A 25604-nucleotide genomic window follows, 5' to 3' on the forward strand; every position below is an offset into this window, starting at 1 on the left:
TGCCTTCGTCTTTACCGACGAAGGCAGACCTCGCTTGCGTTGAAAGCACACCGCGCTTTCAACCCTAAGCAAGCTCGGCGCTCCGAATTGCTTTCGCGCGCGCTGTGCTGCGCTCAAGCAGGTCGTCAGCGCACACAAAACACAACTAAATTCCCAATAAATTACCACACTAACCTGCCCTGCCTTCGTCTTTACCGACGAAGGCAGACCTCGCTTGCGTTGAAAGCACACCGCGCTTTCAACCCTAAGCAAGCTCGGCGCTCCGAATTGCTTTCGCGCGCGCTGTGCTGCGCTCAAGCAGGTCGTCGCGCTCACAGAAACTCAGCCATAACAATCGGCAAACATTCAATCGCACCAACGCGCTGATAGTCTTTAGTGTAAATCAGCAGCTCGCGCGCAATACGCGAAGAAAACTTGTTCGAGAAAACATCAAGCGAAGCATGAGTTTTATAGCCAGAACTTTTCACTTCAATCGGCACAATTTTATTATTTTCCGCAATCAAAAAATCAATTTCGTAATTGCTCCTGCCACGCTTTTCCGTACTAATCGCAGCACCAACACTTGTGCCATCACCACTTGCGAAATCGCCTTCGTCAATCAGATCCTCCGCAAAAGTGTGATAATACAACTCGTGCCCATTCGCACTCAAGATTTGTGCAACCATATTCTCATAAACGTACCCAAGATTCGCTTGCAACTTACCGCTCAACAATCGCGCGTAAATATCATTGCTCGTAAACGACTTATCCTTAAAAGCCAGCGTAACAAACAATCCAGTATCCGCAAGAAAAAGCTTAAATTTAGTCAAATCCTTATATTGAGCCATTCCTGCAGAAGGGTCAGAAGTATGATTCGCAATGAGAACGGTTCCGGAATCCTTTAACTGTGCGAGTTGCTCAAGAATATCATCCGCACCTTTCCCAGCAAGAACACTAGAAACGTGGTATCGCGACGTATTAGACATGAGTTGTGCCGGAATAGCGTCGAAAATCGCGGAAATTTTACCAGTTGCGTCAATCTTCCTAAAATCATCCTCATACAGTGAAAGAATGTTGCGTTTCACTTGATCCACAGCACTAAAATCGTTAGTCTCAATATAACTTTCTACAGCTTGCGGCATCCCTCCAACCAGCATATAAAGACGAAAATCTCTCAGAATCTTCCTGTATGCAGCCTGACCGATTGGCTTTTTAGAATCATATAGTTTACGCAGAAGCGGAATCGTAACTTCATCACCAAGCGCTCGAGTGAACTCCTCATAATCCATCGGATACATTTTCAGCTTGTGTTCTTCGCTCGGAATAAGAATATCCTTAACATTTTTGTGAATCGAAATTAGCGAACCGGTTTCTATATAGTCATATCTTCCGTCGCTTACTAAAGCTTTTATGGCTTGACGTGCTTTAGGACAAAGCTGTACTTCGTCAAAGACAATGCAAGATTTGCGCTCTTTTAAGCTTGTTTTGTACGCTAGTTGCAGCTGCAAGAAAATATAGTTTACGTCCGAAAGATCGTCGAAGAGTTCCTTTACTTCTTTCGATGCGGTGTAAAAGTCAACAATAATGTAGCTTTCGTATTCATTTTGGACGAATTCTTTTACGATTGTCGATTTGCCCACGCGACGCGGACCTTCGATAAGCAGCGCTGTTTTACCGTTGGACTCGCGCTTCCAGGCGAGCATTTCGGAGTAGATTTTGCGTGGGAATTTTAGGGTTGATTTATCACCTTCGTAAACCATTGTAATTCCGCCTTTCTTCCCAAAATCGACAATTTTATTTTAGCAGATTACCCCAAAATCGACAATTTTATTTCGCAAATTTACCCCAAAATCAGCATTTTACTACTCTAATGTGAATAAGCGCATGTACATATACTCTGTACATTCAAAAGTTACTAACGCAGAAAACATGCTGCACTAATAACGATAATAAGCACAACACCGTTACTAACTCAGTCAACCAACTGAGAAAATAACAGCAATAAGCGAATATGAACATCTATTGCGTTGAAAGCACACCGTGCTTTCAACCCTAAGCAAGCTCAGCGATCCGAATTGTTTTCGCGCGCGCTATGCTGCGCTCAAGCAGGTCGTCGCGCTAACGCAGAAACAGTACTGCACCAGTGTCCCAAAACAAGCAACCAGAGACCCTAACGCAGAACGCCATCTGCGCCAATGTCGAAAAACGACAACACCGCGCGTTCTAAAAGCACTCGATATCAACCAACGCGCATAATCCTCGGCACACCAGCCTCAACAAGCTTCCGCTCAAGATTCTTAACGCCAACAACATACGCAAAATTAAAACGCACTACAACTTAGCAATGCTTAATTAATTCTTTCGAGAGTTACCATATTGAATCATATCGTTAACACTATCTCTACTAATCAAGAGTATAACGCGACAATATTTAGATGAGTCGATGTTGGAATTAATGTTTGCAAACATACCTGGATTATATATTCCACCGCACTTATCGGAAGAGTTATATCTCATGAATACTCCGTAGTCTCCATGAAAATAATAACCTACGTGTGGTTTCTTCTTATCATAATAAGTTTTAAATACTTTTAATTCATCTTTTAAAGCAGAATCATTCGGAGCAATAGAATCAGCTAAACAGTTTGCTTTATTATAAAAATCATCAAAAGACGAGAAATTATTCTTTATATAAATATCTTCCTTATTATATAACGGTTCCTTAGAAAGCTCGGTTATACCACAATTATTAGCAACTAAACTAATATTATTAACTACATTGTTTTTAACACTATTACCGTCTGAGCCGCAACTGCACAAACACATTACAACAACAGCCATTGCAACAGATGCAAACACTTTCTTAAACATACTCAAAAACTCCTTCGCATAAATAAAACCAACTACTTACTACCATTACGTTTAATAATCACTTCAAAAAATACTTGTTAAAATTATCAAAACTTAAAACACGAAATTCAACTGCATCATCCTCAACGCGTAACATCATTACATACGAACGTCCAACATAATTAATAAACGAGAGGTTATTTTCTTTAAGATAGTCCTTAAGATTATCAGGATTACACTTGCTAAGTTTTCTCTCAATTTTAGAAGCTAATTCTAAAGCCTTAGGATCATCATGATTTAATCCTCGAAGAATACATGGAATATCTTTAGTCAATAAATGAAAAGCCTTACTCCTCATTTCTTTAGAATAATCATGTGTATCATCGTCATCAGGGTCAATATATTCCATATCTAACGCGTAGCCATCAGAGAAAGCTCCATTGTCAATGACATTACTTTCGGGGATATTGCATGCAATAACTGTCTCTCTAAGAGTTACATTTTTAGAATGGTTAGTTACATTGTTAACAGAACCCGCAACAGTAGCACTATTTTGAACAGACTCACCACATGCGCTCAAACCACACATGCAACCAAGAGCCACAACCAAACAACCCGAAACAATACTATACTTACGCTTCACCTTCACACTCCTTATCACTACTTCGCGCTAGTTTGCACAACTTCGCACTACTTAACGCTACCTTGCAATATTTAAAAAATTCCGCAATATTCATTTCTTTTGATCCAACTGATCAAGATTGAACTTGTTTAAATCTTCTTTCGTCATAATGAAAATAGAATTAGAACAACTTTCCTTATAGGGATTTTTACCACAATTTAATAAAGGCAATGACCAGTTGTATAACCTAGAATCTTTAAAATCATCATTGTATTGTGCAATTGCAACAACATCCGAGTTTAAATATCTAAAAGAATTTTCAGTATCATCTGAACCAAGAAAACTAATATTATCTTGATTTGAGGTATAAATATTAGATTTTAGCAAGCACAATTTAGTTTTATTAAAATCCTTAAACGTTTTAAAACCCTTAATAATAGCCATATTGTATTTAGAATATACAGGATCCTTCATGACTTTTAATCCACACTCTGCAGCTAACGACTTAATAGGATCTCCCGACGGACTCGAAGAATTTATTTTATAATTATTCTCACCGCAACCAGATAAACCTGTTAAGGCTATTGATAAAGATGCTACAAAATATATAAATTTTTTTGCTCTACTCACAACTACTAATAACTCCATTATTTATACATATAAAAATCTAATAATCAATGTCTGATGCCGATATTATGAAATACGAACTAACTCAATAATATTCTTTTGACATTAAACAGATAATTAGCCAATAAAATACTTATTTAACTTTATCTATGTCTATTTCACTGTATGTAGAATATATATAATATGCGCTACTAAGATATGGTGGCATATACTTGGTATAGCCATCAGTATCAGCAGAGAAAAAAGAACTGATATCTGAAGATGCTATCTTATCACTGAATTTCTCTGCAATCGGATCTCCAGGATTGGCATTTTTTATAGCACAAGCATAATCTCTCTTAAAGGTTTCTCTTTCGCTAGAACTATCCTGATCTTCACCTATAGTAAGTGAGTCAGGTGCAGAATTTGAACTATGAGAGCCCAAAGACTCGAGACGCCAAAACTTGAAATTGCATTTTTTAGCTATATCTTTAAGAGATACATTTTTTGACAAATTCTTACTACTGGAGTCATCGGAAACGGAAAAACCGCTTGTAGAATTAGCATTGTTATTAGTTTGAACATACTTACCGCACGCGCTCAAGCTACACATGCAACTAAACACCAAAACTAAACAACCAGAAACAAGACTACACTTACGTTTCACCTTCACACTCCTTATCACTACTTAGAGCTAGTTTGCGCAACTTCGCACTACTTAACGCTACCTTGCATCACTTAGCTATATTCGCCATATTTCGCAATATTTCTCAGCATTTCGCAATATTTAAAAACATAGCAAAAGCAAAATTTTCTCTCAACACTTACAAATATACTCCAACCACCAAAAAACGCTGCTAGCCACGCAACACCGTTACGCACGCAGAACGCTATCTGCGCCAGTGTCCCAAAACAAGCAAAATGAGACACTAACGCAGAAACAGTACTGCGCCAGTGTCCGAAAGTAGGCAAAATGAGACACGCACGCAGAAAACAAACTGCGCCAGTAACGAAAAAACGGTAAAGCGTGCGCGTTCTAAAAGCGCTCGATATTATCCAACGCGCATAATCCGCGGCACACCAGCCTCAACAAGCTTCCGCTCAAGATTCTTAACGCCAACAACATCCGCAAAATTAAAGCGCACAATCTTACTCACGCCGCACTCCCTAAAAAGCACAGACTCACGCTCCGCCTGCCTATCAATATTGCGATTAATAGCGGCCTGATTGTAGGAATTACGCAACATTTGAGTATCAGACGAAGAATTAAAGTTGATATTCGCATGCGTAGAATTAGTCGAATCAACAAAATACTTGTCATACCCATCAAGCTCACCAACAATCAGGCCACCGCCCGAAACCCGCCACAAAAAATCACACCTATACTTAACCCTAGAATTTGGCGCAACAAACTCATGCTGCAACTCAGGCACCATAAACCCAAGATCAATCATCGTGCCGCGCGCAAAAGACTCGCCGCCATTCTCGCTTAAACCATTCTTAAAAAAGCAAAGGCGACGCAGCCTAAGAAGCGAATATTCCTCACTCCCAGATTTTCCGAACCCGCCGCCCACGAATGCATTCGCAAACGACTCCGCAGAATTAGCAGTAACTACACTCTTCTCACGAGTACGCAAATCTTCATACTCTTCATTGAATGAATCGTACTCATCATAAACGTCTTCCACGTATTGAAGCTCATTAACGCAACCATTTCTACGTCCACCAGCAAAAGTCCCGTATCTTCTACCGCAAATCTCAAGAACCTTGTTAAAGTTCACGTTATCACGCGCAGCAGAATCAAAAATCGGCAGCGCTGTCCTAAAATTCACAGTATTCGCAACATCAAAAAGCATCGTGCTCTTGTCAACAATATGACTTCTAATCTCATAACTTACCCTGTCACTTGAATGCGGAAGCGTAACGAGACGTCTACCATGATTTCGACTCGGCTGCACAATGCGCACGTCATCACTTGTACCATCCTGCTCTCTGCATGTTCGCATAATCCTATGCAAATACGGATTATCGTTAGCAGACTTGTGCACAGAACTACGAATATAAATCTTCGTTGAACTTACAGAAGAACTGAAGTTGCGCTGAATATTATCACTGCCATCTTCTACATCATCATAATTTTCCACAATATCATAGCCAAGTAGCGCAGCAGCAGTAGGACCAGTGAACTTCCATTCTGGATAAATCTCCATTAAAGAAATAGCTATGTGACGCATTTTTTCATACGGATATAGCTTCTTCCAGTACTCAGTTCGCGCGTAAAGATTGCGAAAAGTGCGCACAAAAGTGCCTTTTTTCACGCACCTATACGCATACTGCTTTTGCGCACTAGTAATTGGTCGTATGCAGTGATGATTACTTTCTGCATTTTCAATCATGCGTATTATTTCGTTACTGGTATTGCTCATACAATTTATTATTCAAAGATACAATATTTGCGCAATAAATTTTGAGCATTGTGGATAAAAGGTATTACAGGAAGATAGTGAGCGTTACTAACTCAGTCAACGAACTGAGAAAATAACAGTAATAGGCACAACACTGTTAAAAACTCAGTCAACCAACTGAGAAAATAACGGTAATAAGCACAACACCGTTAAAAACTCAGTCAAGTATCTGAGAAAATAACGGTAATAAGCAAAACACCGTTACTAACTCAGTCAACCAACTGAGAAAATAACAGTAATAGGCACAACACCGTTAAAAACTCAGTCAACAAACTGAGAAAATAACGGTGATTACTTGCCAGAAAGAGTTCGCCAGCGAGATTTGGTTAAAACGTTACGATGGCGCACGCGAGTTTCGTGCATAAGAGGCACGTCAACGGAAGAATCCACGCAATATGCTTCAAAACCACACTTTTCCTGAACTCGTTTCGACTTATTGTTGCCATCGTAATATCCGCACCAAATAGTCGTCATGTTAAGCCCGTCAAAACCGTACTGAATCAAAGCTTTCGCCGCCTCCGGAATATAACCGTTACCCCAAAAAGGCTTACCAACCCAATATCCAAGCTCACACTCATCATCTCTAGTAGTCATATCCGTATGACCGTTAAGCTTTAGCTCAATACATCCAATCGCCTTGTTACTCGACTTTAAGCACACAGCATAACATTCTTTTGCATTAAGAAAAACATTCTTAATAATAGATTTGCTATCCTCAATACTTTTGTGAACAGGCCATCCTGCAATAGGACCCACATCTGGATCCGTGGCATACTTAAACAAATCTTCAGCGTCATCTTGAGTCCAAGAGCGCAAAATTAATCTTTCCGTTTCGATTATCTGCTTACTCATTTTTACTCACAATCTTGTAAAAAGGTTCGAATTAAGCCAGCTGGCAACGCCGTCGTCATTGTTGGAAGCGCAAACTTCGTCCGCAATCGCAAGCAAACGCGAGTTGCTATTCGCCACCGCTACCCCGTAACCGCCGGCACGGAACATGTCGATGTCAATAACATCGTCACCAAAAACAACAGTACGGCTAGGCTTCACGCCCAAACGATCGCAAATAACGTTCAGCGCATGTCCCTTGTTTGCAAGAGGATTCGTGAGCATCCATAAAACGTCTTCGCTAATATGCAACGAAAAATCGTCCGGAAGAATGCGCTGAAGCTGCTCCTTCTCGCTATCTCGCGGAACAATAATTATTTTGTCTGCAGTTCCGCGCGGCACATTCGAAAAGTCGGTAATAACAAAATCCTGCTTACTCCAAAGCATACGAACGTCAAAATTCGTGTAACGAACGTCGTTCATAACAATACCAAGACGCAGCGTAGGGATTTTATCAAGCAAACGCAAACACACATCGCAAGCATGCTTAGAATCAAAACCAAAACGTAATAATGTGCTTATTTCACGCTGAGAAGTAAGCTCCGAAATCGTGCTATTAGCGCAATCAAAATCGATTAACGCGCCATTGAGATACGCACAAACTTGAGCATTTAAATCGTGAATAAAATCAAAAGCACTTCCGACAGGACGAGCCGTAATAATCGCAAGAGGAATTCCGTTTTCGCGCAAACACTTAGCTGCTTTCACAGTTTCGTTGCTTAAAAAGCGACTTTCAAAAGTATCGGCATCGTGAAGCATGGTGCCATCAAGATCCGCAATTACTAAAGAAGGAGAAAAACGCATAATATTAAACACTTATATAAATAAAAAGCGCACAATCTGACGACCATGCGCTTTTCAAAAAGAATACTCAGATGAGCGAGAACTTAGTCATTAAGTTTAAAGCCACAATCACAGCAACCCAAATTAATGCAATAATAACCGTCCAACGATTTAAGTTCTTTTCTGCAACACCAGAGCTACCAGCGTTCTTCGTTAAACCGCCGCCGAACATATCGGAAAGGCCGCCGCCCTTGCCCTTGTGCATCAAAATTAACAATGTGAGCAAAATGCTAGTGAGCACAAGCAACACCTGCAAAATAATCTTCACAGTGGACACAACCAACCTCCTGTTTTACAATACTCGGTTAAGTTTAATAATAACCTTTGACCGCTTAAGCTTATTTAGTTTCTAGACGCGTTTGCGCAGCCGTTAGTCGCACAATATTAGCAAGTTCTTGCGCATCAAGAGAAGCGCCACCAATTAAGAATCCATCGACATCTGGCTCTGCAATAAGACTTGAAGCATTAGAAGAAGTCACGGATCCGCCGTAAAGAATGCGGACAGTATCTGCAACATCGTCACCAAACGTAACACGCAAGTCTTCACGAATAGCCAATGCAGCTTCCTGAGCGGATTTAGCAGTGGCAACCATACCAGTACCAATTGCCCAAACTGGCTCGTACGCAATAATTAAACGCTTAGCTTGCTTCGCATCCAAATCGCGCGTAACGTCGTGAACCTGCCCTACAGCAAAATCGAGCGCAACACCCTGTTGTCGTTCTTTAAGACTTTCACCAACGCAAAGAATTGGCTGCATTCCTGCGGCAAGCACAGCTCGAACTTGATCAACTATATTTGCATCATCTTCAGGATGATACTTGCGTCTTTCAGAATGACCAACAATAACCATTGAGCATCCAAGACTTGCAAGCATATCTGCAGAAACATCACCAGTAAAAGCACCTTGAGCAGTAACAGAAACAGCTTGAGCTCCGTACAATATTGGCAAATGGTCAGACTCAACAAGAACTTGCACGCTTCTTATTGAAGTAAAAGAAGGCATAAGTGCAATTTCACAATCGTGATAGTCGTAATGCGCGTCACGAAGCAGCCACGCAAATTTTTGTATAAAATGCGTAGCTTCGCGGTGATTGAAATTCATTTTCCAATTACCAGCGACTAACGGCTTTCTTTTGGAAACCATAATCACCCTTAAAAGTTTACGATTGAGATTAATAGTATTGCGCAAATTAGTGTTATGCCGACCTCGATTTACAAAGCGGATTCATAAAATCGAAAGTCGGCATAAGCGGAAATATTTAGTTTATACTTGCTCGCGTAAATATTACTTACTCAAGCAATACTACATGCTCAAGCAATATTATTTACTCAAGTAACATTACTTACTCAAGCAATGTTATTTACTCAAGCACGCTCAAACCTGGAAGAGTCTTGCCTTCCAAGAACTCGAGGGAAGCGCCGCCGCCAGTAGAAATGTGCGAGAAGCCATCTTCCGCAAATCCAAGGTTGCGCACTGCAGAAGCAGAATCGCCACCGCCGACGATAGTGAAAGTGCCGTTCTTAGTTGCGTCAACCAAGCCCTGAGCTACAGCGCGAGTACCGGCTGCAAACTCTGGAACCTCGAACACGCCCATAGGACCGTTCCAAACAACAGTCTTGGAGTCAACAATCTTGTCGTGGAAAAGCTTCTGAGAGTCAGGACCAATATCCAAGCCCATCTTGTCTGCAGGAATAGCGTCTGCTGGAACTACTTCTGGAGCAACTGGAGTATCCCCTGCTGGGAAGCCAGCATTCACAACAATATCAGTTGGAAGCACAAGCTCAACGCCATTCTTCTTAGCGGTTTCAATGTAGCCCTTAACCTTTTCGAGCTGATCCTCTTCAAGCAAAGAAGTACCAACTTCGTGACCCAAAGCCTTGAGGAATGTGAACACCATACCGCCGCCAATAACAAGACGATCGGCCTTAGAAAGCAAGTTCTCAATAACGCCGAGCTTGTCGGAAACCTTAGAGCCACCAAGCACAACAGTCAAAGGACGCTCTGGGTTTTCAGTTGCGCGAGAAAGTGCCTTAACTTCCTTCTCAACAAGCAAGCCTGCAGCTGCTGGAAGATCGGCAGCAACATCGTAATTTGAACCCTGAGCGCGGTGCACAACACCGAATCCGTCGGAAACAAATACTTCGCCAAGAGAAGCAACCTTCTTAGCGTAAGCTGCGCGCTCGGAATCATCCTTGCTGGTTTCTTCGGCGTTGAAACGCACGTTTTCAAGCAAAACAACGTCGCCATTATTCATGGCAGCTACCTTAGCTTGAGCATCTTCGCCGTAAGTATCTGCAGCCAAAACAACATTTGTGCCGAGCAATTCACCTAAACGCTGCGCAACTGGAGCCAAGGAAAGCTCTGGAACAACCTGACCCTTTGGACGACCAAGGTGAGCCATCAAAATCACCTTAGCACCCTGCTCACGCAAAGCCTTAATGGTTGGTAAAGCAGCACGAATACGACCATCATCAGTAATCGTCGTACCCTTGAGAGGAACGTTAAAATCAGCGCGAACCAATACGCGCTTACCACTCAAATCTCCCAAATCTTTCAGTGTCTTCATTGGTATCCTTTCCAAACCATATTGGCTTACCATATTTGACTTACATACTGGCTTACCGTGCCGGCTTACTTCGTTCAACAAAACGCAAAATCAGCCTCAAACATCGACACATTGCCGGGTGCAATTATACCGCACATCTTCAACAATCCATCCTAACCACCAAACCACCCGCAGCAACAAAAAGCCGGGTAAAATTCCAACAACTGTTTCTGTAGCTTTGCACCAGTGCTCTGCAGACGGTGATTTTGTAGCTTTGCAGTAATGCTTTGCAAACGTTGCGTCTGAAGCTTTGCAGTAATGCTTTGCAAACGTCGATTATTTATTGCTTAGTGAACTTTAGCAGTATTGCTCTGCAGACGTTGAGTATTTATTGCTTAAAGAACACCAGCATTCATGCTGCTGCACACTCCACGCCAAGAATAATCTCCCAACCACCAAACCATCCGCAGCTTAATTTCGCTGCTCTAGTTGCACTTAGTAGGCAACGCATTTTGCGTAACTTTCTGCACGAGTCTATGAGTTTTGTGTTGTTGATTAATGTGTTGAGAGGCTGGAAAAATTGTGTTCAGTGCTAAAAGAGGACTGAGAAGCTACATTCTTTAAAGATAGGCGAACACACTAAACTCTTTTAGCAGCCAGAGCGCACGAAGGACGGGACGCACGCAAACACAAATTTTCTAGCCTCGTCAAAACCAAAAAACTAAATCAGTTACAAAACTCATAGACGAAACTCAAGAATATCGCAACCAAAAAAGCGCGAGAAGAAAAAACAACTCACGCAATTAAAAAATTAACTCTGCAATAATCACGCAAAATCAGCATTAAAGCTGCTGCATACGCGACTTCTCAACCTTCGCCGAAAGCTGCAAAAGTCTACGAATTCGCCCTGCAATCGCATCCTTTGTAATAGGAGGATCAGCCAAGTGACCAAGCTCTTCCAAACTTGCGTCGCTATGCTCAAGACGAAGCTTTCCAGCCATCAACAAATTATCTGGAATATCGTCGCCCAAAATATCGAATGCGTGACGAACTTTTTCGCATGCCTCAGCAGCAGCCTTAGCGCTACGACGCATATTCGCATCGTCGAAATTAGCCAAACGGTTTGCTTTTCCGCGAGCTTCACCGTCCGAACGCTTACCGGTCCATTCGCGAGCAGAACGAGGAGCGCCAATCAAAATCAACATTCGCTCAATTGCGTCAGAATCGCGCAACGTCACTCGCTCAGAGCTACGAACCTGACGAGCCTTGGCGCTAATACCAAGTCGCGCTGCCATAGTTTGCAAAGCATTCGCAGCCTCATGAGTTGGGCAAACAACTTCCAAATAGCTAGCTTTGCCAGGATCTGAAATAGCACCGTGAGCCAAGAAAGCACCACGCCAAGCTGCTTTGATTTGGGCGATACTTCCACCAACAATCTCAGGCGCAAGACCAGCAACAATTCTCATACGTCGATCAAGAAGACCAGATTGCAAAGCCAATGCTGCAGCACCACGCTCAACTACCACGTCATAGCGAACTACAGTGCCCGTAGGAGTTTGACGAGAAACTTGAGCAATTGTTGCTTCCCTCTGGAAATGAGTTTTCAATACATCAACAAGCCACTGAGCTGCGCGCTGAGAATCCAACTGAGCGCGAATAACAGCCTGATTATTTACTGGCCTTAAGCCGCCAGCAAAGCGCATCATTGCTGCAGCTTGAGCCATAATGACAGTCGGGAGCTCATTGTTGTTTGAAACGAGTTCATTTTTGACGTCGTCAAGAAGAGCCAAGGGACAACCTCCTACTTTTGTTCTTCTTAAAATATGAGTGCTGTTGGGTACTTGCATGATGCTGTGGCACACGACATGCCCGGCTTTCTGTGATACAGAATACGTTGGACATTTTACCGGTTTTTGCACATGCTTTACATGCTTTTAGTACAAGATTTTTATATTTTATATAATTTACACAATTTTATTTAATTTTTTAATTAATTTTAATTGATTAGTTTCATAATCGCATTTCACTACTTTACTTTTCGCTACTTTACTTTTCGCTACTTTACTTTTCGCTACTTTACTTTTCGCTACTTTACTTTTTCACTTACTACGATCTTCTCTGCAGCTCTCTTGCAGATACCGTAACTTGCAAACCGTGCAATCTCAAACGTCTAGCAAGCTCAATACTTACTGCAACAGAACGATGCTGACCGCCAGTACATCCTACAGCAATAGTCACGTAATGCTTGTCTTCTTTAGCAAATCCGTCGATAGCTGTAAGAAGCGCATTTTCGTAAGAATCTAAGAATGCAATTGCCGCAGGATTAGATAAAACATAATCTTGCACAGCTTGATCCTTACCTGTAAGCTCCCTTAATTCAGGGACCCAGAAAGGATTCGGCAAAAATCGCATATCGGCAACAAAATCAGCATCCATTGGCATGCCATATTTAAATCCAAAACTGAAAATATGCACAGAAACCGTAGAAGAGCCTTTTCCAAGCAATCCCTCGTAAAGCTTTGTAGAAAGTTGGTGAATACTAAGTGCAGAAGTATCGATAATAATATCCGCGCAATCTTTCAAATGACTGAGCAACTCTCGCTCTTCTAAAATACCGTCAATAAGTCTGCCGCCGCGCTGCAAAGGATGAGGTCTACGCACAGACTCGTAACGCTTAATAAGCACAGCATCCGAAGCATCTAAAAACAGAATTCGCGTTTTTACGCCAAGTTCGTCAATATGCGCAAGAACTGCAAACAGGTCGTCGAAATATCCTCTAGAACGCACGTCAATAACAGCAGCAAGCTTATGCACTTTAGAACCGGATGAAGTCATCATATCTACTAGCGGTATGAGCAGTTTTGGCGGAAGATTATCGATAACATACCATCCCATATCTTCCAACGCGTTAGCAGCGTGCGAGCGCCCAGCTCCGCTCATGCCAGTAATTAGCATAACTTCAAATCCGTCAGCTAGTTGCACACTAGTCGACGCGGAACGTTGCGTAGTATGTTGCGCATCACGTTGCACATCACTTTGCGTAGGTTGCGTAGTATGTTGCGTATTATCGCTCATAATGCCTCCTGTAAGGCTTTTCGCATGAGACTACTTAAGTCATCGTAATATCTAGCCTTGTCAGCACTAGGTTTATAACCAAGCCCAGAACCAGTCTCAGCACAATTCTCAGCGCCAGCCTCAGCACAATCCTCAGCACAATTCCCAAAATTTTCTTTAGATTGCCTGTAGTCAATCGTCATAAGACTTACTTGCGCTAAAGCTTGTTGCAAAAGCATTTCTTCTCCGCCAATAGCGCAACCGTATTGTTGCCATACGCTAAGTAGCATGCTTGGGCGAGGATCGTAAACTACGTCAAGCAATGTTCCTAATTTCGTTTGATTATTCGCACTATCTTTACAGTACGCTTTCAACGCAAGCGCAATTGGATCTGCTACGTGCGCTGGAACTGTGCTTATGACTATGTCTGCCTCTGCGATTGCACGAACTGCTTCGAGTGAATTTAAAGATTTCAAAATGAGAGATTTATCACATTCTGACAATTCTTCTGCGCTCAATTTTTCTGCGCTATAGTCTGCAAATTTTGAAAATACTTCTTCGCTTATTGTTGGGAACTCAATACCTTGCACAGGCTCATACATAGCGTCATTTTCTTCGCTTTTATTATTTTGACCTATGCTTATTTTATTTGGAAAATCAGCGCAATACTTTTGTATAAGATTATTAAAACGTTCAACGCCTTTTACACTACCGTCATCTTCAGTTCTAGCAATAACTTGCACCTGCTCAAGCTTTGCTACTTGCGCAATCTCAATTAAAGCTGCCAGTGCAGAGGACGCAGTGTTGCCGCTGCCAATAATAACAGCCTTTTTTACTTCGCATATGCGCTCATGTAATGCTTGCATAAATGTTATTAATATGCCACTTACGTCAGTGTTGTATAGCTTTATTTGCGATTGCGAAGCGGTTGCCGGATTGCTAGTAAAAACTGCAGTATTTGCCACGTTAAGCGCGCGCGACCAGTAGTCGCAAGGTGTGCCGAGTTTCATTACAGTTTTTTTAAGCGGCATAGTAAGGCTTAAGCCTTTCCAAGAATCGTCAAGATGCGCAATAAAATCGCGAAGCTCTGTTTCGCTTACTTTTTCCTTACTATATTGCCAATTTGTAAGACCTAAAGCCTTATAAGCCGTGTTGTGAAGCACAGGCGACAGCGAATGCGAAATAGGATCTCCCAAAACTGCGCAATGATATGTTTTTAACATTTTTCTCTCCCCCTTAGTAAGTTAGTACGCTAATAAATCTTTTGGATCAACACAAAAACGCAACTCTCCTGCAGCACGTGTTGCTACGTGACGAGCTACTTCCTTGTGCAATCGGTTCACTAATTCTTGTCTTAAATAAAGCGGAACTCTTACTACTGCTTTTACACGGTCGTAAATATCGTCAAAATGCTGGTATCTGTCTGTAACAGGCGGATGCATTGGAACAATTCCTAATAATGGAGAAATTGCTGAAGAATCAGCATCTTGACTACTTTCGCACCCAAGATTTTCTTGCATTGCACCAATATTTTCAAGCGCACGCATAACCGCATCACGAGCACCCCATACGCATGCTGCAGTTACACAAGGCGGCAATATTGCTTGAGCTCTTTCTGAAAGCTCATTGCAAGAAAGTTGAGTCGTATCCCACAATGTAAGCGCACGCGCAAGAACAGGATACGTTTCACCAATCAAAAGCACACTTCCTCCGCGCGCTCTAGGAGCACATAAAGCAGAAGCTTTCATCCACGAATTAAGCGTATCTATTCGCGCGTCAAGCCCCGAAGCGTACAAACTTACCCACGTATCGAGTATTGCTACAACACCATATTCTCCGTTACAATTTGCGTCTTGCGTTTGTACGCGAGGCTCACATCCAGGAGTTGCAACAACAATTACAGGTTTTTCATTAATACACTGGATAATTCCGTTCGGTTGGTGTTGTGACGAAATAATAATAGGCACATTGCGAAATAGTTTAGATAATTCTTCTGCAACGCCAGCAGCACCAACTCGTATAACTCGCATATTGCTACTGCCACAATTAGAACAAGACCAATTTATTGCACTAGCACCACACCATGAGCAACGTGCTGTTTGCTGACTATTTGCAACATCGAGAGGCCCAGTGCATCGTCTACAGCGCGCTTGACATTTGCAAGAAGAGCATATAGCCGATTGCGTCACGCCATCTTGCGCAATAGAAAGCAGTACAGGCTTACCATCCGAAAGAGCATCGTTAATAGCTCTTACTGCGCTATGCGGTATGCGAGCGCCAATGCTTGGGTCAGCTAATTTCAATAAAGCTTCACGATTAAGCCAACGAACCCACGGAACTAACCTTTCGCGAGCAAGTTTACTCGCGCTTACAGGGATGCTAGATCCGCTTATTGTTTCAGCAGTTTTAGCAGATTTAGTAGTTTGAACAGCTTTAGCAATTTGAACAGCTTGCTCACCTTGCACACTTTGCGCAGACTGAGCAAATTGAGTAGTTTGAGTAGTTTGCGTAGTTTGCGTAGTTTGCGTAGTTTGCGCATCTTGCGCATTCGACATATAGCAGTCTACTTCACTTTGACTAAGCGCGCTTCTGGAATACGACATTGACACAAATACGCCGCCATGCCTTTTCGCACGAAGCCGCATAACGCCACGCGCTTGAGCATACGGCATCATGCCATCAGCATATTGGTACGCGCAATCTTCAACAATCGCAAATAAAGCATCTCCCTCAACTGGAGCATACATTGCAGCTCTAGTGCCAAGAACGCAAGGAACTATTCCGGAAGCGATTGCACGCCAAGCTCTATATCTATCAGCTGGAGGATCAGCCGCACAAAGTCGAGCGACATCTCCATCAAAACTTCCAGCAGAAAAACCACGATGATTCTCACTGACGCGCTTATATGGCTTTAAACCGTAAACCATTAGTGCGCGCATTACATCATTTACTTCTCTTAGCGTCGGCAAAACTACAACAGCTTGCTTACACGCGCTTAAAGCAGTGACAATCATCCATGCTAAATCTTGTGCAAGTCGGCAAGAACCTGGTAAAGCGTCTACAATAAAAGATTGAGAAGAATTATTTTCTGCTTGCTTGACTAATTGATTTTCTGCTTTATTTTCACTAAAACTTGCGTCAATAGATTTTTTGATTAATGCATTGTATAAAATATTTGCATTTTCGTAATCATAAATCATGCGAGAAGTTGTAGCGTAACCTAGGTTTGTATCGTATCCTGTGTTTGTATTGTTATCGTTTTGCAAACGCTTCTTAAGATTTTCACGCCACTGTTTTCTGCGTTGCAAGCGTATGTTGTCAAAAACTTCTTCATGCTCAACACGAGCTACGCGTTGAGGCACAGCAAGACGCAAAATATTTGAGCTAGTTCCACCATAAGCTTTAGCTATGGCGTCAATATCGTCTCGCAAAGATTTAGAAAGCAAAACATCTGAAGGAAACACGCGCTCTAAAAATCTTAAAGCAGCATGAGGGGTGTCAGTATGCGAAGAACGAGACCAAATAACTCCAGTGAGCTTTTGTGCTCCAAAACGAACGCGTACAAACGCCCCAGGCTGAGCAGATTCATCTTGATCTTGCGATATCAAGTAATCAAAAGTACGACCTAAATGTGAAGCTTGAACATCAAGCATCACATGCGCAATAGGGCATTCATTAGCAGGCACTAGAGAAACAGCATTGCGCTTACGTCTTGTTTTACGCGCTAAGCCGTCTAGCGAAGGTTGCTCTGCCATAAATAACCCTTAGTTTTACTTGAATTACATCACATAATTACTGTTATTTTACAGCAAAATTTATCAATAAAACTACTTTTTTAGCGCATCTTTCAATTGCTCAATACGATTCGTTTCTTCCCAAGGGAATTTGACATCCGTACGACCAAAATGACCATAAGCTGCAGTTGGAGCATAAATTGGCTTAAGCAAGTTAAGCTCGTCAATAATCGCAGCCGGACGCAAATCAAATACTTCACGCACAGCACGCGCAATATCTGCGCGCGTAATACCTTCAGCTTCAGTTCCGAAAGTTTCTACGTTTACGCTTACAGGATCAGCAATACCAATAGCATAAGCAACTTGAACTTCTGCCCTATGAGCTAAACCAGCTGCCACAATATTTTTTGCAACCCAGCGAGCTGCATAAGCTGCAGAACGGTCAACTTTGCTAGGATCCTTACCGGAAAAAGCTCCACCACCATGATGAGCAGCACCACCATAAGTGTCAACAATAATTTTTCGACCAGTTAAGCCCGAATCAGCTGCAGGACCTCCCAAAACAAAGGAGCCAGTAGGGTTTACAAGCATACGGTACGAATCGTGCGCAACTTTTTGAGCAAGAACTTCGTCCAACACAGGATTAACAACATGCTCAACAAGCTGATCTTGTAACCAGTCTCTAGAAACTTCTGGATCATGCTGAGTAGAAATAAGCACAGTATCCAAACGTTTAGGCATGCCTTTGGAATCGTACTCAATAGTAACCTGAGTTTTCCCATCCGGACGTAAATGCGCAACAGTGCCATCTTTACGAACTTTAGCAAGCTTTTGAGCTAAACGATGAGCAAGATAAATCGGCAAAGGCATTAAAGTATCTGTTTCGTCGCTAGCGTAACCAAACATAACACCTTGATCGCCTGCACCTTGAGCAGCGTAGCGCTCCTCACGAGAAGATGCACTCTCGCAAGAAGCATCCAACCTAGCAACACCTTGATTAATTTCCGCACTTTGCTCAGTTAAAGAAACCATAACACCACAAGAATCAGCATCAAGACCAATTGTGGAGCTCGTGTAGCCAACATTACGAACAACTTGACGCACAATTCCCGGAATATCGCTATAAACTTCACCACGCACTTCGCCAAAAACCACGAACTGACCGACGGAAGCACAAACCTCTACAGCAACATGCGCATGAGGATCCTGACGAAGCATATCGTCCAATATAGCGTCAGCAATTTGATCGCATAACTTGTCAGGATGACCTTCAGTTACAGATTCTGCAGAAATTAATTTACGCTCTTCCACATTTCCCCCTTAAGTTTATAGTCGATAAAGGCTAAATACAGGCTAAATAAAGCGAAAACGCAGCCGTGCATCCGCTTTATTGAGCACGGATGATACGCGACTGCGAATACCCATAAAGACGTTTACTAGCAAGGCTTATTAATTACCTTCGCTTAAATCGTCCTCACCAAGAGTCTCTTCAAGCAATCCAGCATTAATTTCGCGGAAAGCAATAGCTAAAGGCTTTTCTTGATTTTGATACTCAACTAGTGGGCCAACATTTTGAAGCAAACCTTCATTAAGCTGAGTAAAATAAGCATTAATTTGACGTGCTCGTTTTGCAGCAAATAAGGCAAGCGCATACTTGGAATCCGCATGTTGCATTAAATCATCAATCGGTGGATTCGCAAGACCAGTAGGTGTTGGCTGAGTGCCTAATGCCATAATATTCTCCAAATTCTATGGTGCCACAATAGTTCCAAAAGGCTTATTATATGCTATCGATTGGATATTGCGTAAGTTTTAACTATAAGTCGTATTCGCTTGCAATAACATTCCACAGTTCATCTGCGGCACGCTCAGCATTATCGTTCACAATAACAACATCGAACTCTTTAGCTGCAGAAATCTCAACTTTAGCGGTTTCCAAACGTTTTGCTTGTTGCTCAGGAGTTTCAGTACCACGACCAATAAGACGACGCTTAAGCTCTTCAAAGCTCGGAGGCGCAATGAACACGTACACGACTTCTAATCCAAGACGAGCAGCCTCTTGTTTTACGCGCCTAGCTCCTTGCAAATCTATTTCCAGCAAAGTAGGAATATCTTGCGTAAGATGATCCAAAACAGGCTGAAGAAGAGTGCCATAATGAGCCATGCCATGAACCAGAGCAGTTTCCAAGAATTCGCCATTACGCCTACGACGCTCAAATTCTTCTTCATCTAAGAACCAATAGTGAATACCATTAAATTCACCAGGTCTAGGCGCACGAGTTGTAGCAGAAACAGATAGCCAAATATGAGGATGCTTCTCGCGAAGTATGCCTTCTACTGTGCCTTTACCAGCCGCAGTAGGACCCGTTAATACGATTAATCGACGTCTAGACTGCGAAACTGCAGCCTCATCTGTGGCACCCATTTGCTTACCTCTCGTTTACGCACATTCGCCTGAATCAACAAGAGCCTGACGAATATCCAATGCTATGCGTTCAGTTGCAGCCGAAAGTTCACCAATATTTGGACCATGCGACGCAATCGAACGCGAAACAGTTACCAATACATTACCATGTGTACCAGCAAAAACACGCTTTAAATCGTCAGCTTCTGCACCTTGCCAACCATAACCAGGAGAAAGAATTGGACCAGTAAAACTGGTTACGTCAATTCCGCCACCGTTCATCCAGTCGCCAATAGTAGCTCCAACAATTAAACCAACAGAACCCATTCCTTTAGTTTTATTGTTAAAACTTTGAGCTGTTTGAGCAATTCCGTGAGCTACAGTAGTTCCGCGGTAAGTTCCGCTTTGCCTAATAGCAGTTTGCAAACTTGCGCCTTCGCGATTAGAAGTTAGAGACGCAATAAAAACACCGCGACCGTTATTAAGAGCTTCGTTAATTAAGCCGCCCATAGAACGTGCACCATAATAAGGAAGCAAAGTAATAGCATCAGCAAGAAGCGGAGCTCCAGGCTTAAAATATGCGTCTGCAAGCGCAGAAATAGTAGTAGACAATCCACCATGGCCACAGTCAACGATAGTAATAATATCCATTTGACGTGCAGCATACAGCACACGCTCAAGCGCTGCGAAACCCTTAGAACCGTAGCGCTCAAACATGCTGGATTGGAATTTAACTGCTGCTGCCCTACCATTCATAGCTTGCAGCATTCGCATAGAGAAAAGCTCAGCTCCAAGAGCATCCATGTTGTATCCCCAATTAAGCAGCATTTTGCGATGAGGATCGATTCCAACACACAATGGTCCATATTTTGCCATAGCGTTCTTCAAACGCAAACCAAAATCGGATCGTTGCGCCTGCACTTCTTGATCACGAATGCTCTCGGTCATGTATTAAGCCCGACTTTCTTGACTTTCTGCCTGTTCAATTGCAAACAGCTGCTGAGCATGTTCTTGTATGCTCATCACCTGATAATCGTTGTTCTTAACAGCTTCAATAGCCATTAATACTGGTGCGAATTCGGTAATAGTAGTGAATTGCGGAAGATCAGCTGCTACAGCTGCCGCACGAATGGCATAACCATCAGTGCGCGATCCCCTTGAATTCGGCGTATTCAATACCATATCAATCTTACCATTTTCGATAAGCTCTACAACATTCTTACCGATTCTTTCGTGCGCTTTCTCACTATTTGTCATATCTTTCGCCGTGTCGCCTTGACTAGAAAGCTTGTCGACAATCACGGAATCAATGCCATAACGACGAAGCACAGAAGCTGTACCTTCAGTAGCCCAAATAGTAAAACCAAGCTCCACTAATCGCACTGCAAGAAGCGGAAGTTGACGCTTATCTGCATCACTTACAGACACAAACACGTTGCCGCTGGTAGGCAAACCACCCTTGTATGCTGCAAGCTGGCTCTTAGCAAAAGCATGTGGGAAGTCACGGTCGAAGCCCATAACCTCGCCAGTAGAACGCATTTCAGGGCCGAGCAAAATATCAACCGTGCGTCCAACAGGAGTGCGGAAACGCTTGAATGGCAGCACAGAAGCTTTAATAGCAACCTGCTGACCTGGATGAATGTCACCACCGTCGCCCTTTGGAAGAAGAAGACCGCGCTTGCGCTGCTGTGCAATTGTTTCACCAGCCATAATTCTTGCAGCAGCTTTGGCAAGAGCAACACCAGTAGCTTTAGAAGCAAACGGAACAGTACGAGACGCTCGAGGATTTGCTTCGATTACATACAAAGTGTTTGCCATAAAAGCGTACTGCACGTTAATCAGACCGCGAACTGAGCAGCCGCGTGCAATCGAGAGCGTGCCTTCGCGAAGGCGGCGAATCTGATCGTCCGAAAGCGTGCTTGGAGGAAGAGTACAAGCAGCGTCACCAGAGTGCACGCCAGCTTCCTCAACATGCTCCATAATGCCGCCAATATAAAGCTCGTTGCCGTCGTAAAGCGCGTCAACGTCGATTTCAATAGCGTCCTGAAGGAACTTATCGATCAAAAGCGGCGAAGGCAAGCGGCCAGAAACAACAGTGTCTGCTCGAGCTTCATCCAATGCGCGATCAACATACTTTGCAAGCTGAGCGTCGTCGTATACAATTTCCATGCCACGACCGCCGAGCACGTAGCTTGGGCGCACAAGAACCGGGTAGCCAATTGCATGAGCTGCATCTTTTGCTTCCTCAAGACTTAACGCTGTGCCGTATCGAGGAGCATTCATGCCTTCTTGACGAAGAACCTCGCCGAAAAGCTCACGGTTTTCAGCCAAATCAATAGCCTCAGGAGTCGTTCCCAAAATTGGAACTCCTGCAGCTTTAAGACGAGCAGCAAGCGAAAGTGGAGTTTGACCACCAAGCTGCACAATCACGCCCTTAACAGGACCAAGCTTCTTTTCTGCTTCGTAAATTTCAAGCACATCTTCGAAAGTGAGAGGCTCAAAGTAAAGGCGATCAGACATGTCGTAATCTGTAGAAACTGTTTCAGGATTGCAATTGACCATAATAGTGTCGTAATCCTTGCCCAATTCCTGAACAGCGTGAACGCAAGTGTAATCAAACTCAATACCCTGGCCGATTCTGTTTGGACCAGAGCCAAGGATAATAACAGCTTCGCGATCGCGCTTTTTCAACTCACTTTCGTCAGCGTAGCAAGAATAGTAGTACGGAGTTGCTGCGTCGAACTCAGCTGCGCAAGTGTCAACAGTCTTGTAAACAGGGCGCAAGCCGTAAGCCCAACGAAGCTCACGAACCATGTTTTCGCCTTCGTCTCCAAGATTACGCAAATGCGCAATCTGCACGTCCGAAAGGCCAGCAAGCTTAGCGCGCTTCAAAACTTTAGGAGTTAAAGTTTCAGCTTCGCGAACTGCGAGCGCAGTTTCGTTAATTTGAGCCAGCTGCTCTACAAACCAAGGATCGATTTTTGTTGCTGCAAAAATCTGCTCCGGCGTAGCTCCACCCCAAAGCGCGCGCTGAATTTGCAAGTAGCGATGCTCTGTTGGAGTGTGCATTTCTTCGAGAAGCTTATTAACTTCTTCCTTGCTTGGGCGCTCGCCATCCCAGCTAAAGCACGCGTGACGCTTGTCGATTGAGCGCATTGCTTTTCCAAGGGATTCCTGGAAGTTTCCAGCCAAAGCCATTGCTTCACCAACCGACTTCATAGAAGTTGTAAGCGTAGTGTCTGCTCCTGGGAACTTTTCGAAAGCAAAACGCGGAATCTTCGTTACAACGTAGTCGATTGTTGGCTCGAAGCTTGCAGGAGTTGAACGCGTAATATCGTTTTGAATTTCGTCCAAAGTGTAGCCGAGAGCAAGTTTCGTTGCAATTTTTGCGATTGGGAAGCCGGTTGCTTTAGATGCGAGCGCGGAAGAACGAGACACGCGCGGGTTCATTTCGATTACAATAATGCGACCAGTTTGAGGGTTGATTGCAAACTGAATATTGCAACCGCCGGTATCGACGCCAACGCCTCGAATAATAGCGATACCAATATCGCGCATCTTTTGATACTCGCGGTCGGTAAGCGTAAAGCAAGGAGCAACTGTAATCGAGTCGCCAGTGTGCACGCCTACAGGATCGACGTTTTCGATTGGGCAAACAACTACGACGTTATCTTTTGCGTCGCGCATAAGCTCAAGCTCAAACTCCTTCCAGCCTTCAATGCCTTCTTCAATAAGCACTTCGTTGGTTGGAGAATAGTGAATGCCGGCTCCTGCAATGCGGTGAAGCTCTTCTTCATTATGAGCAATACCAGAGCCCAAGCCGCCCATTGTGAAGCTTGGACGTACTACTACCGGGTATCCTAAAGTTTCAACAATTTTGTCTACTTCTTCGATTGAGTGAGCAATAAAGGATTTTGCTGACTCAGCTCCAGCTTTTTCAACAACTTTTTTGAAAAGCTCTCGGTCTTCTCCGCGGTCGATTGCTTCCAAAGAAGCGCCAATAAGCTCAACGTTATATTTTTCTAGGATTCCTGCACGACCCAAATCCATTGCAGCATTAAGCGCAGTTTGACCACCAAGCGTTGGAAGAAGCGCATCAGGACGCTCCTTTGCAATAATTCGCTCCAAAATCGAAGTGTCAATTGGCTCAATATATGTTGCGTCCGCAAGTTCCGGATCGGTCATAATCGTAGCCGGGTTGGAATTAACCAAAATTACGCGAATACCTTCTTCGCGAAGAACTCGGCAAGCCTGCGTTCCGGAATAATCAAATTCTGCAGCCTGACCAATAACAATCGGACCGGAACCAATTACCATAACCGACTTAATATCAGTACGTTTTGGCATAGTAAACTTCTCTTTCCGTAAATATTAAAATCTTACTTGCTTTTTCGAGTATTACTTGCTTTTTCGAGCGTTTTCGCGCATCAATTGCACAAAACGATCAAATAGATAGGAAGCGTCGTGCGGGCCTGCTGCAGCTTCCGGATGATATTGCACTGAGAACGCTGGAATATCAAGGCATTGCAAGCCTTCTACAACATTGTCGTTCAAGTCAATATGCGAAACTAGCACGCGACCAAAGTGTCCGTTTTCGTAAGGAGATTGGACAGGGCCGTCAAGAGGTGCGTCCACAGCAAATCCATGATTGTGAGCCGTAACTTCCACTTTTCCGGTTGTAACGTCTTTTACAGGCTGATTAATACCGCGGTGACCAAACTTCAACTTGTAAGTTCCAAAGCCGAGCGCGCGACCAAGTAACTGGTTTCCAAAGCAGATACCAAAGAACGGGTAGCCTGCGTCCAAAACTTTACGCAAAAGTTCAACTTCGCGATTTGCTTGGCCAGGGTCTCCAGGACCATTTGAGAAGAATACGCCGTCTGCGTTAAGAGCTTGCAGCGATTCGAAGCTTATTGAGGAGCTTACGACGTGCACGCGGCAGCCGCGCTCAGCCAAACGGTGAGGAGTCATGGATTTAATACCAAAGTCAACTGCTACAACTGTGTAAAGCGGATCTTTTCCTTCAAAATCACCGCAAGGCTCAATCGTATACGTTTCTTTAGTGCTGACTTCATCCGTTAAGCGCAAGCCCTGCATTTGAGGAGTCTGCTTAATTTCGTCAACGAAAGAAGCAACGGTACGAAAAGCCCCGGTTGACGGATCAACCAGGGCCTTATTAGAAAAAATGCCGGCACGCATAACGCCTACCGAGCGTAAATGACGTACCAGCTTTCGAGTATCAATACCACTAATGCCAACGATACCTTGCTTTTGTAAATCGTCTTCCAAGGAACCTTCAGCTCGCCAATTGCTAACTACTGGGCTTGGCTCCTTAACCACGTAACCTGCAACCCAAATGTGGGCAGATTCTGGATCTTCATGATTCATTCCCGTATTACCTATATGTGGGAATGTTTGAACTACGATTTGTTGATCATAACTTGGATCAGTTAATGTTTCTTGATAACCAGTCATGCCCGTGGAGAACACAATCTCAGCGCGCGTAGAACCTTGCGCACCAAAAGGCTTACCAACGTAAACCTGACCATCCTCCAACACCAATACTGCATCATCACTGCCGAATCCGGCAAAGGTGTCGTTGTAATCCACCT

The 25604-nt window shown here is 43.4% G+C and carries 21 protein-coding genes; all 21 read right to left on the reverse strand.

The features are described 5' to 3' along the window. Positions 1-311 precede the first annotated feature (311 nt). The 21 genes from ACJV2T_RS02930 to carA all read right to left on the reverse strand — a co-directional run bounded on the left by ACJV2T_RS02930 (position 312) and on the right by carA (position 25602). Positions 312-1739: an ATP-binding protein gene (locus ACJV2T_RS02930; RefSeq protein WP_419399092.1), complete on the reverse strand. Its 1428-nt coding sequence runs from the start codon at positions 1737-1739 to the stop codon at positions 312-314. A gap of 592 nt (positions 1740-2331) precedes the next feature. Next, complete coding sequence (locus ACJV2T_RS02935) at positions 2332-2850, reverse strand: hypothetical protein (RefSeq protein WP_415686747.1); 519 nt, start codon at positions 2848-2850, stop codon at positions 2332-2334. A gap of 58 nt (positions 2851-2908) precedes the next feature. Then, a complete protein-coding gene (locus ACJV2T_RS02940) occupies positions 2909-3490 on the reverse strand; it encodes a hypothetical protein (protein ID WP_419399093.1) in 582 nt (193 codons plus the stop codon). Between the two features lie 72 nt (positions 3491-3562). Next, the gene (locus ACJV2T_RS02945; protein WP_419399094.1) at positions 3563-4099 is read right to left on the reverse strand and encodes a hypothetical protein; all 537 of its coding nucleotides are present in this window, start codon (positions 4097-4099) and stop codon (positions 3563-3565) included. A 112-nt stretch (positions 4100-4211) separates the two neighbouring features. Then, on the reverse strand, positions 4212-4730 hold the full coding sequence (locus ACJV2T_RS02950) for a hypothetical protein (RefSeq protein WP_419399095.1): 519 nt from the start codon (positions 4728-4730) through the stop codon (positions 4212-4214). A 379-nt stretch (positions 4731-5109) separates the two neighbouring features. Continuing rightward, positions 5110-6483 carry an AMP-dependent synthetase gene (locus ACJV2T_RS02955; protein ID WP_419399096.1) on the reverse strand — a complete coding sequence of 458 codons (1374 nt, stop codon included), beginning with the start codon at positions 6481-6483 and terminating at the stop codon, positions 5110-5112. Positions 6484-6813: 330 nt separating this feature from the next. After that, on the reverse strand, positions 6814-7374 hold the full coding sequence (locus tag ACJV2T_RS02960) for a GNAT family N-acetyltransferase (protein WP_415687130.1): 561 nt from the start codon (positions 7372-7374) through the stop codon (positions 6814-6816). Between the two features lie 6 nt (positions 7375-7380). Continuing rightward, on the reverse strand, positions 7381-8217 hold the full coding sequence (locus tag ACJV2T_RS02965; RefSeq protein WP_419399255.1) for an HAD hydrolase family protein: 837 nt from the start codon (positions 8215-8217) through the stop codon (positions 7381-7383). Between the two features lie 64 nt (positions 8218-8281). After that, positions 8282-8530 carry a preprotein translocase subunit SecG gene (gene secG, locus ACJV2T_RS02970; RefSeq protein ID WP_004119067.1) on the reverse strand — a complete coding sequence of 83 codons (249 nt, stop codon included), beginning with the start codon at positions 8528-8530 and terminating at the stop codon, positions 8282-8284. 61 nt (positions 8531-8591) lie between these two features. Then, complete coding sequence (tpiA, locus tag ACJV2T_RS02975) at positions 8592-9398, reverse strand: triose-phosphate isomerase (protein ID WP_415682898.1); 807 nt, start codon at positions 9396-9398, stop codon at positions 8592-8594. 217 nt (positions 9399-9615) lie between these two features. Continuing rightward, on the reverse strand, positions 9616-10821 hold the full coding sequence (locus tag ACJV2T_RS02980; protein WP_419399097.1) for a phosphoglycerate kinase: 1206 nt from the start codon (positions 10819-10821) through the stop codon (positions 9616-9618). A gap of 821 nt (positions 10822-11642) precedes the next feature. After that, positions 11643-12590 carry a DNA-binding protein WhiA gene (gene whiA / locus ACJV2T_RS02985; protein WP_419399098.1) on the reverse strand — a complete coding sequence of 316 codons (948 nt, stop codon included), beginning with the start codon at positions 12588-12590 and terminating at the stop codon, positions 11643-11645. Between the two features lie 316 nt (positions 12591-12906). Next, entirely contained in the window at positions 12907-13755 is an 849-nt protein-coding gene (rapZ, locus tag ACJV2T_RS02990) for an RNase adapter RapZ (RefSeq protein ID WP_119526791.1), read from the reverse strand. Positions 13756-13871: 116 nt separating this feature from the next. Next, the gene (locus ACJV2T_RS02995) at positions 13872-15077 is read right to left on the reverse strand and encodes a shikimate dehydrogenase family protein (protein WP_419399099.1); all 1206 of its coding nucleotides are present in this window, start codon (positions 15075-15077) and stop codon (positions 13872-13874) included. Positions 15078-15098: 21 nt separating this feature from the next. Further along, positions 15099-17609: a primosomal protein N' gene (locus tag ACJV2T_RS03000; protein ID WP_419399100.1), complete on the reverse strand. Its 2511-nt coding sequence runs from the start codon at positions 17607-17609 to the stop codon at positions 15099-15101. Positions 17610-17681: 72 nt separating this feature from the next. Continuing rightward, positions 17682-18899 (reverse strand): methionine adenosyltransferase, encoded by a 1218-nt coding sequence (gene metK / locus ACJV2T_RS03005; protein ID WP_419399101.1) that lies wholly within the window; start codon positions 18897-18899, stop codon positions 17682-17684. Between the two features lie 138 nt (positions 18900-19037). Beyond that, positions 19038-19322, reverse strand: coding sequence for a DNA-directed RNA polymerase subunit omega (rpoZ, locus tag ACJV2T_RS03010; RefSeq protein WP_004108619.1), 285 nt, complete (start codon positions 19320-19322; stop codon positions 19038-19040). 82 nt (positions 19323-19404) lie between these two features. Beyond that, complete coding sequence (gene gmk / locus ACJV2T_RS03015; protein ID WP_419399102.1) at positions 19405-20013, reverse strand: guanylate kinase; 609 nt, start codon at positions 20011-20013, stop codon at positions 19405-19407. 15 nt (positions 20014-20028) lie between these two features. Then, on the reverse strand, positions 20029-20940 hold the full coding sequence (pyrF, locus tag ACJV2T_RS03020; protein WP_119526452.1) for an orotidine-5'-phosphate decarboxylase: 912 nt from the start codon (positions 20938-20940) through the stop codon (positions 20029-20031). Between the two features lie 3 nt (positions 20941-20943). Next, complete coding sequence (carB, locus tag ACJV2T_RS03025; RefSeq protein ID WP_415682892.1) at positions 20944-24339, reverse strand: carbamoyl-phosphate synthase large subunit; 3396 nt, start codon at positions 24337-24339, stop codon at positions 20944-20946. Positions 24340-24390: 51 nt separating this feature from the next. Further along, complete coding sequence (gene carA / locus ACJV2T_RS03030) at positions 24391-25602, reverse strand: glutamine-hydrolyzing carbamoyl-phosphate synthase small subunit (RefSeq protein WP_415682891.1); 1212 nt, start codon at positions 25600-25602, stop codon at positions 24391-24393. Between the last annotated feature and the right edge of the window lie 2 nt (positions 25603-25604).

The organism is Gardnerella phocaeensis, assembly GCF_048545075.1.
Taxonomy (GTDB): domain Bacteria; phylum Actinomycetota; class Actinomycetes; order Actinomycetales; family Bifidobacteriaceae; genus Bifidobacterium; species Bifidobacterium vaginale_J.

What these genes read in the sequence shown, in the direction of transcription:
- ACJV2T_RS02930 (WP_419399092.1), bottom strand. Translation starts at nt 1,739, where the DNA reads ATGGTTTACGAAGGTGATAAATCAACCCTAAAATTCCCACGCAAAATC.
- ACJV2T_RS02935 (WP_415686747.1), bottom strand. Translation starts at nt 2,850, where the DNA reads ATGTTTAAGAAAGTGTTTGCATCTGTTGCAATGGCTGTTGTTGTAATG.
- ACJV2T_RS02945 (WP_419399094.1), bottom strand. Translation starts at nt 4,099, where the DNA reads ATGGAGTTATTAGTAGTTGTGAGTAGAGCAAAAAAATTTATATATTTT.
- ACJV2T_RS02955 (WP_419399096.1), bottom strand. Translation starts at nt 6,483, where the DNA reads ATGAGCAATACCAGTAACGAAATAATACGCATGATTGAAAATGCAGAA.
- ACJV2T_RS02960 (WP_415687130.1), bottom strand. Translation starts at nt 7,374, where the DNA reads ATGAGTAAGCAGATAATCGAAACGGAAAGATTAATTTTGCGCTCTTGG.
- tpiA (WP_415682898.1), bottom strand. Translation starts at nt 9,398, where the DNA reads ATGGTTTCCAAAAGAAAGCCGTTAGTCGCTGGTAATTGGAAAATGAAT.
- ACJV2T_RS02980 (WP_419399097.1), bottom strand. Translation starts at nt 10,821, where the DNA reads ATGAAGACACTGAAAGATTTGGGAGATTTGAGTGGTAAGCGCGTATTG.
- rapZ (WP_119526791.1), bottom strand. Translation starts at nt 13,755, where the DNA reads ATGCTAATTACTGGCATGAGCGGAGCTGGGCGCTCGCACGCTGCTAAC.
- ACJV2T_RS02995 (WP_419399099.1), bottom strand. Translation starts at nt 15,077, where the DNA reads ATGTTAAAAACATATCATTGCGCAGTTTTGGGAGATCCTATTTCGCAT.
- ACJV2T_RS03000 (WP_419399100.1), bottom strand. Translation starts at nt 17,609, where the DNA reads ATGGCAGAGCAACCTTCGCTAGACGGCTTAGCGCGTAAAACAAGACGT.
- rpoZ (WP_004108619.1), bottom strand. Translation starts at nt 19,322, where the DNA reads ATGGCATTAGGCACTCAGCCAACACCTACTGGTCTTGCGAATCCACCG.
- gmk (WP_419399102.1), bottom strand. Translation starts at nt 20,013, where the DNA reads ATGGGTGCCACAGATGAGGCTGCAGTTTCGCAGTCTAGACGTCGATTA.
- pyrF (WP_119526452.1), bottom strand. Translation starts at nt 20,940, where the DNA reads ATGACCGAGAGCATTCGTGATCAAGAAGTGCAGGCGCAACGATCCGAT.
- carB (WP_415682892.1), bottom strand. Translation starts at nt 24,339, where the DNA reads ATGCCAAAACGTACTGATATTAAGTCGGTTATGGTAATTGGTTCCGGT.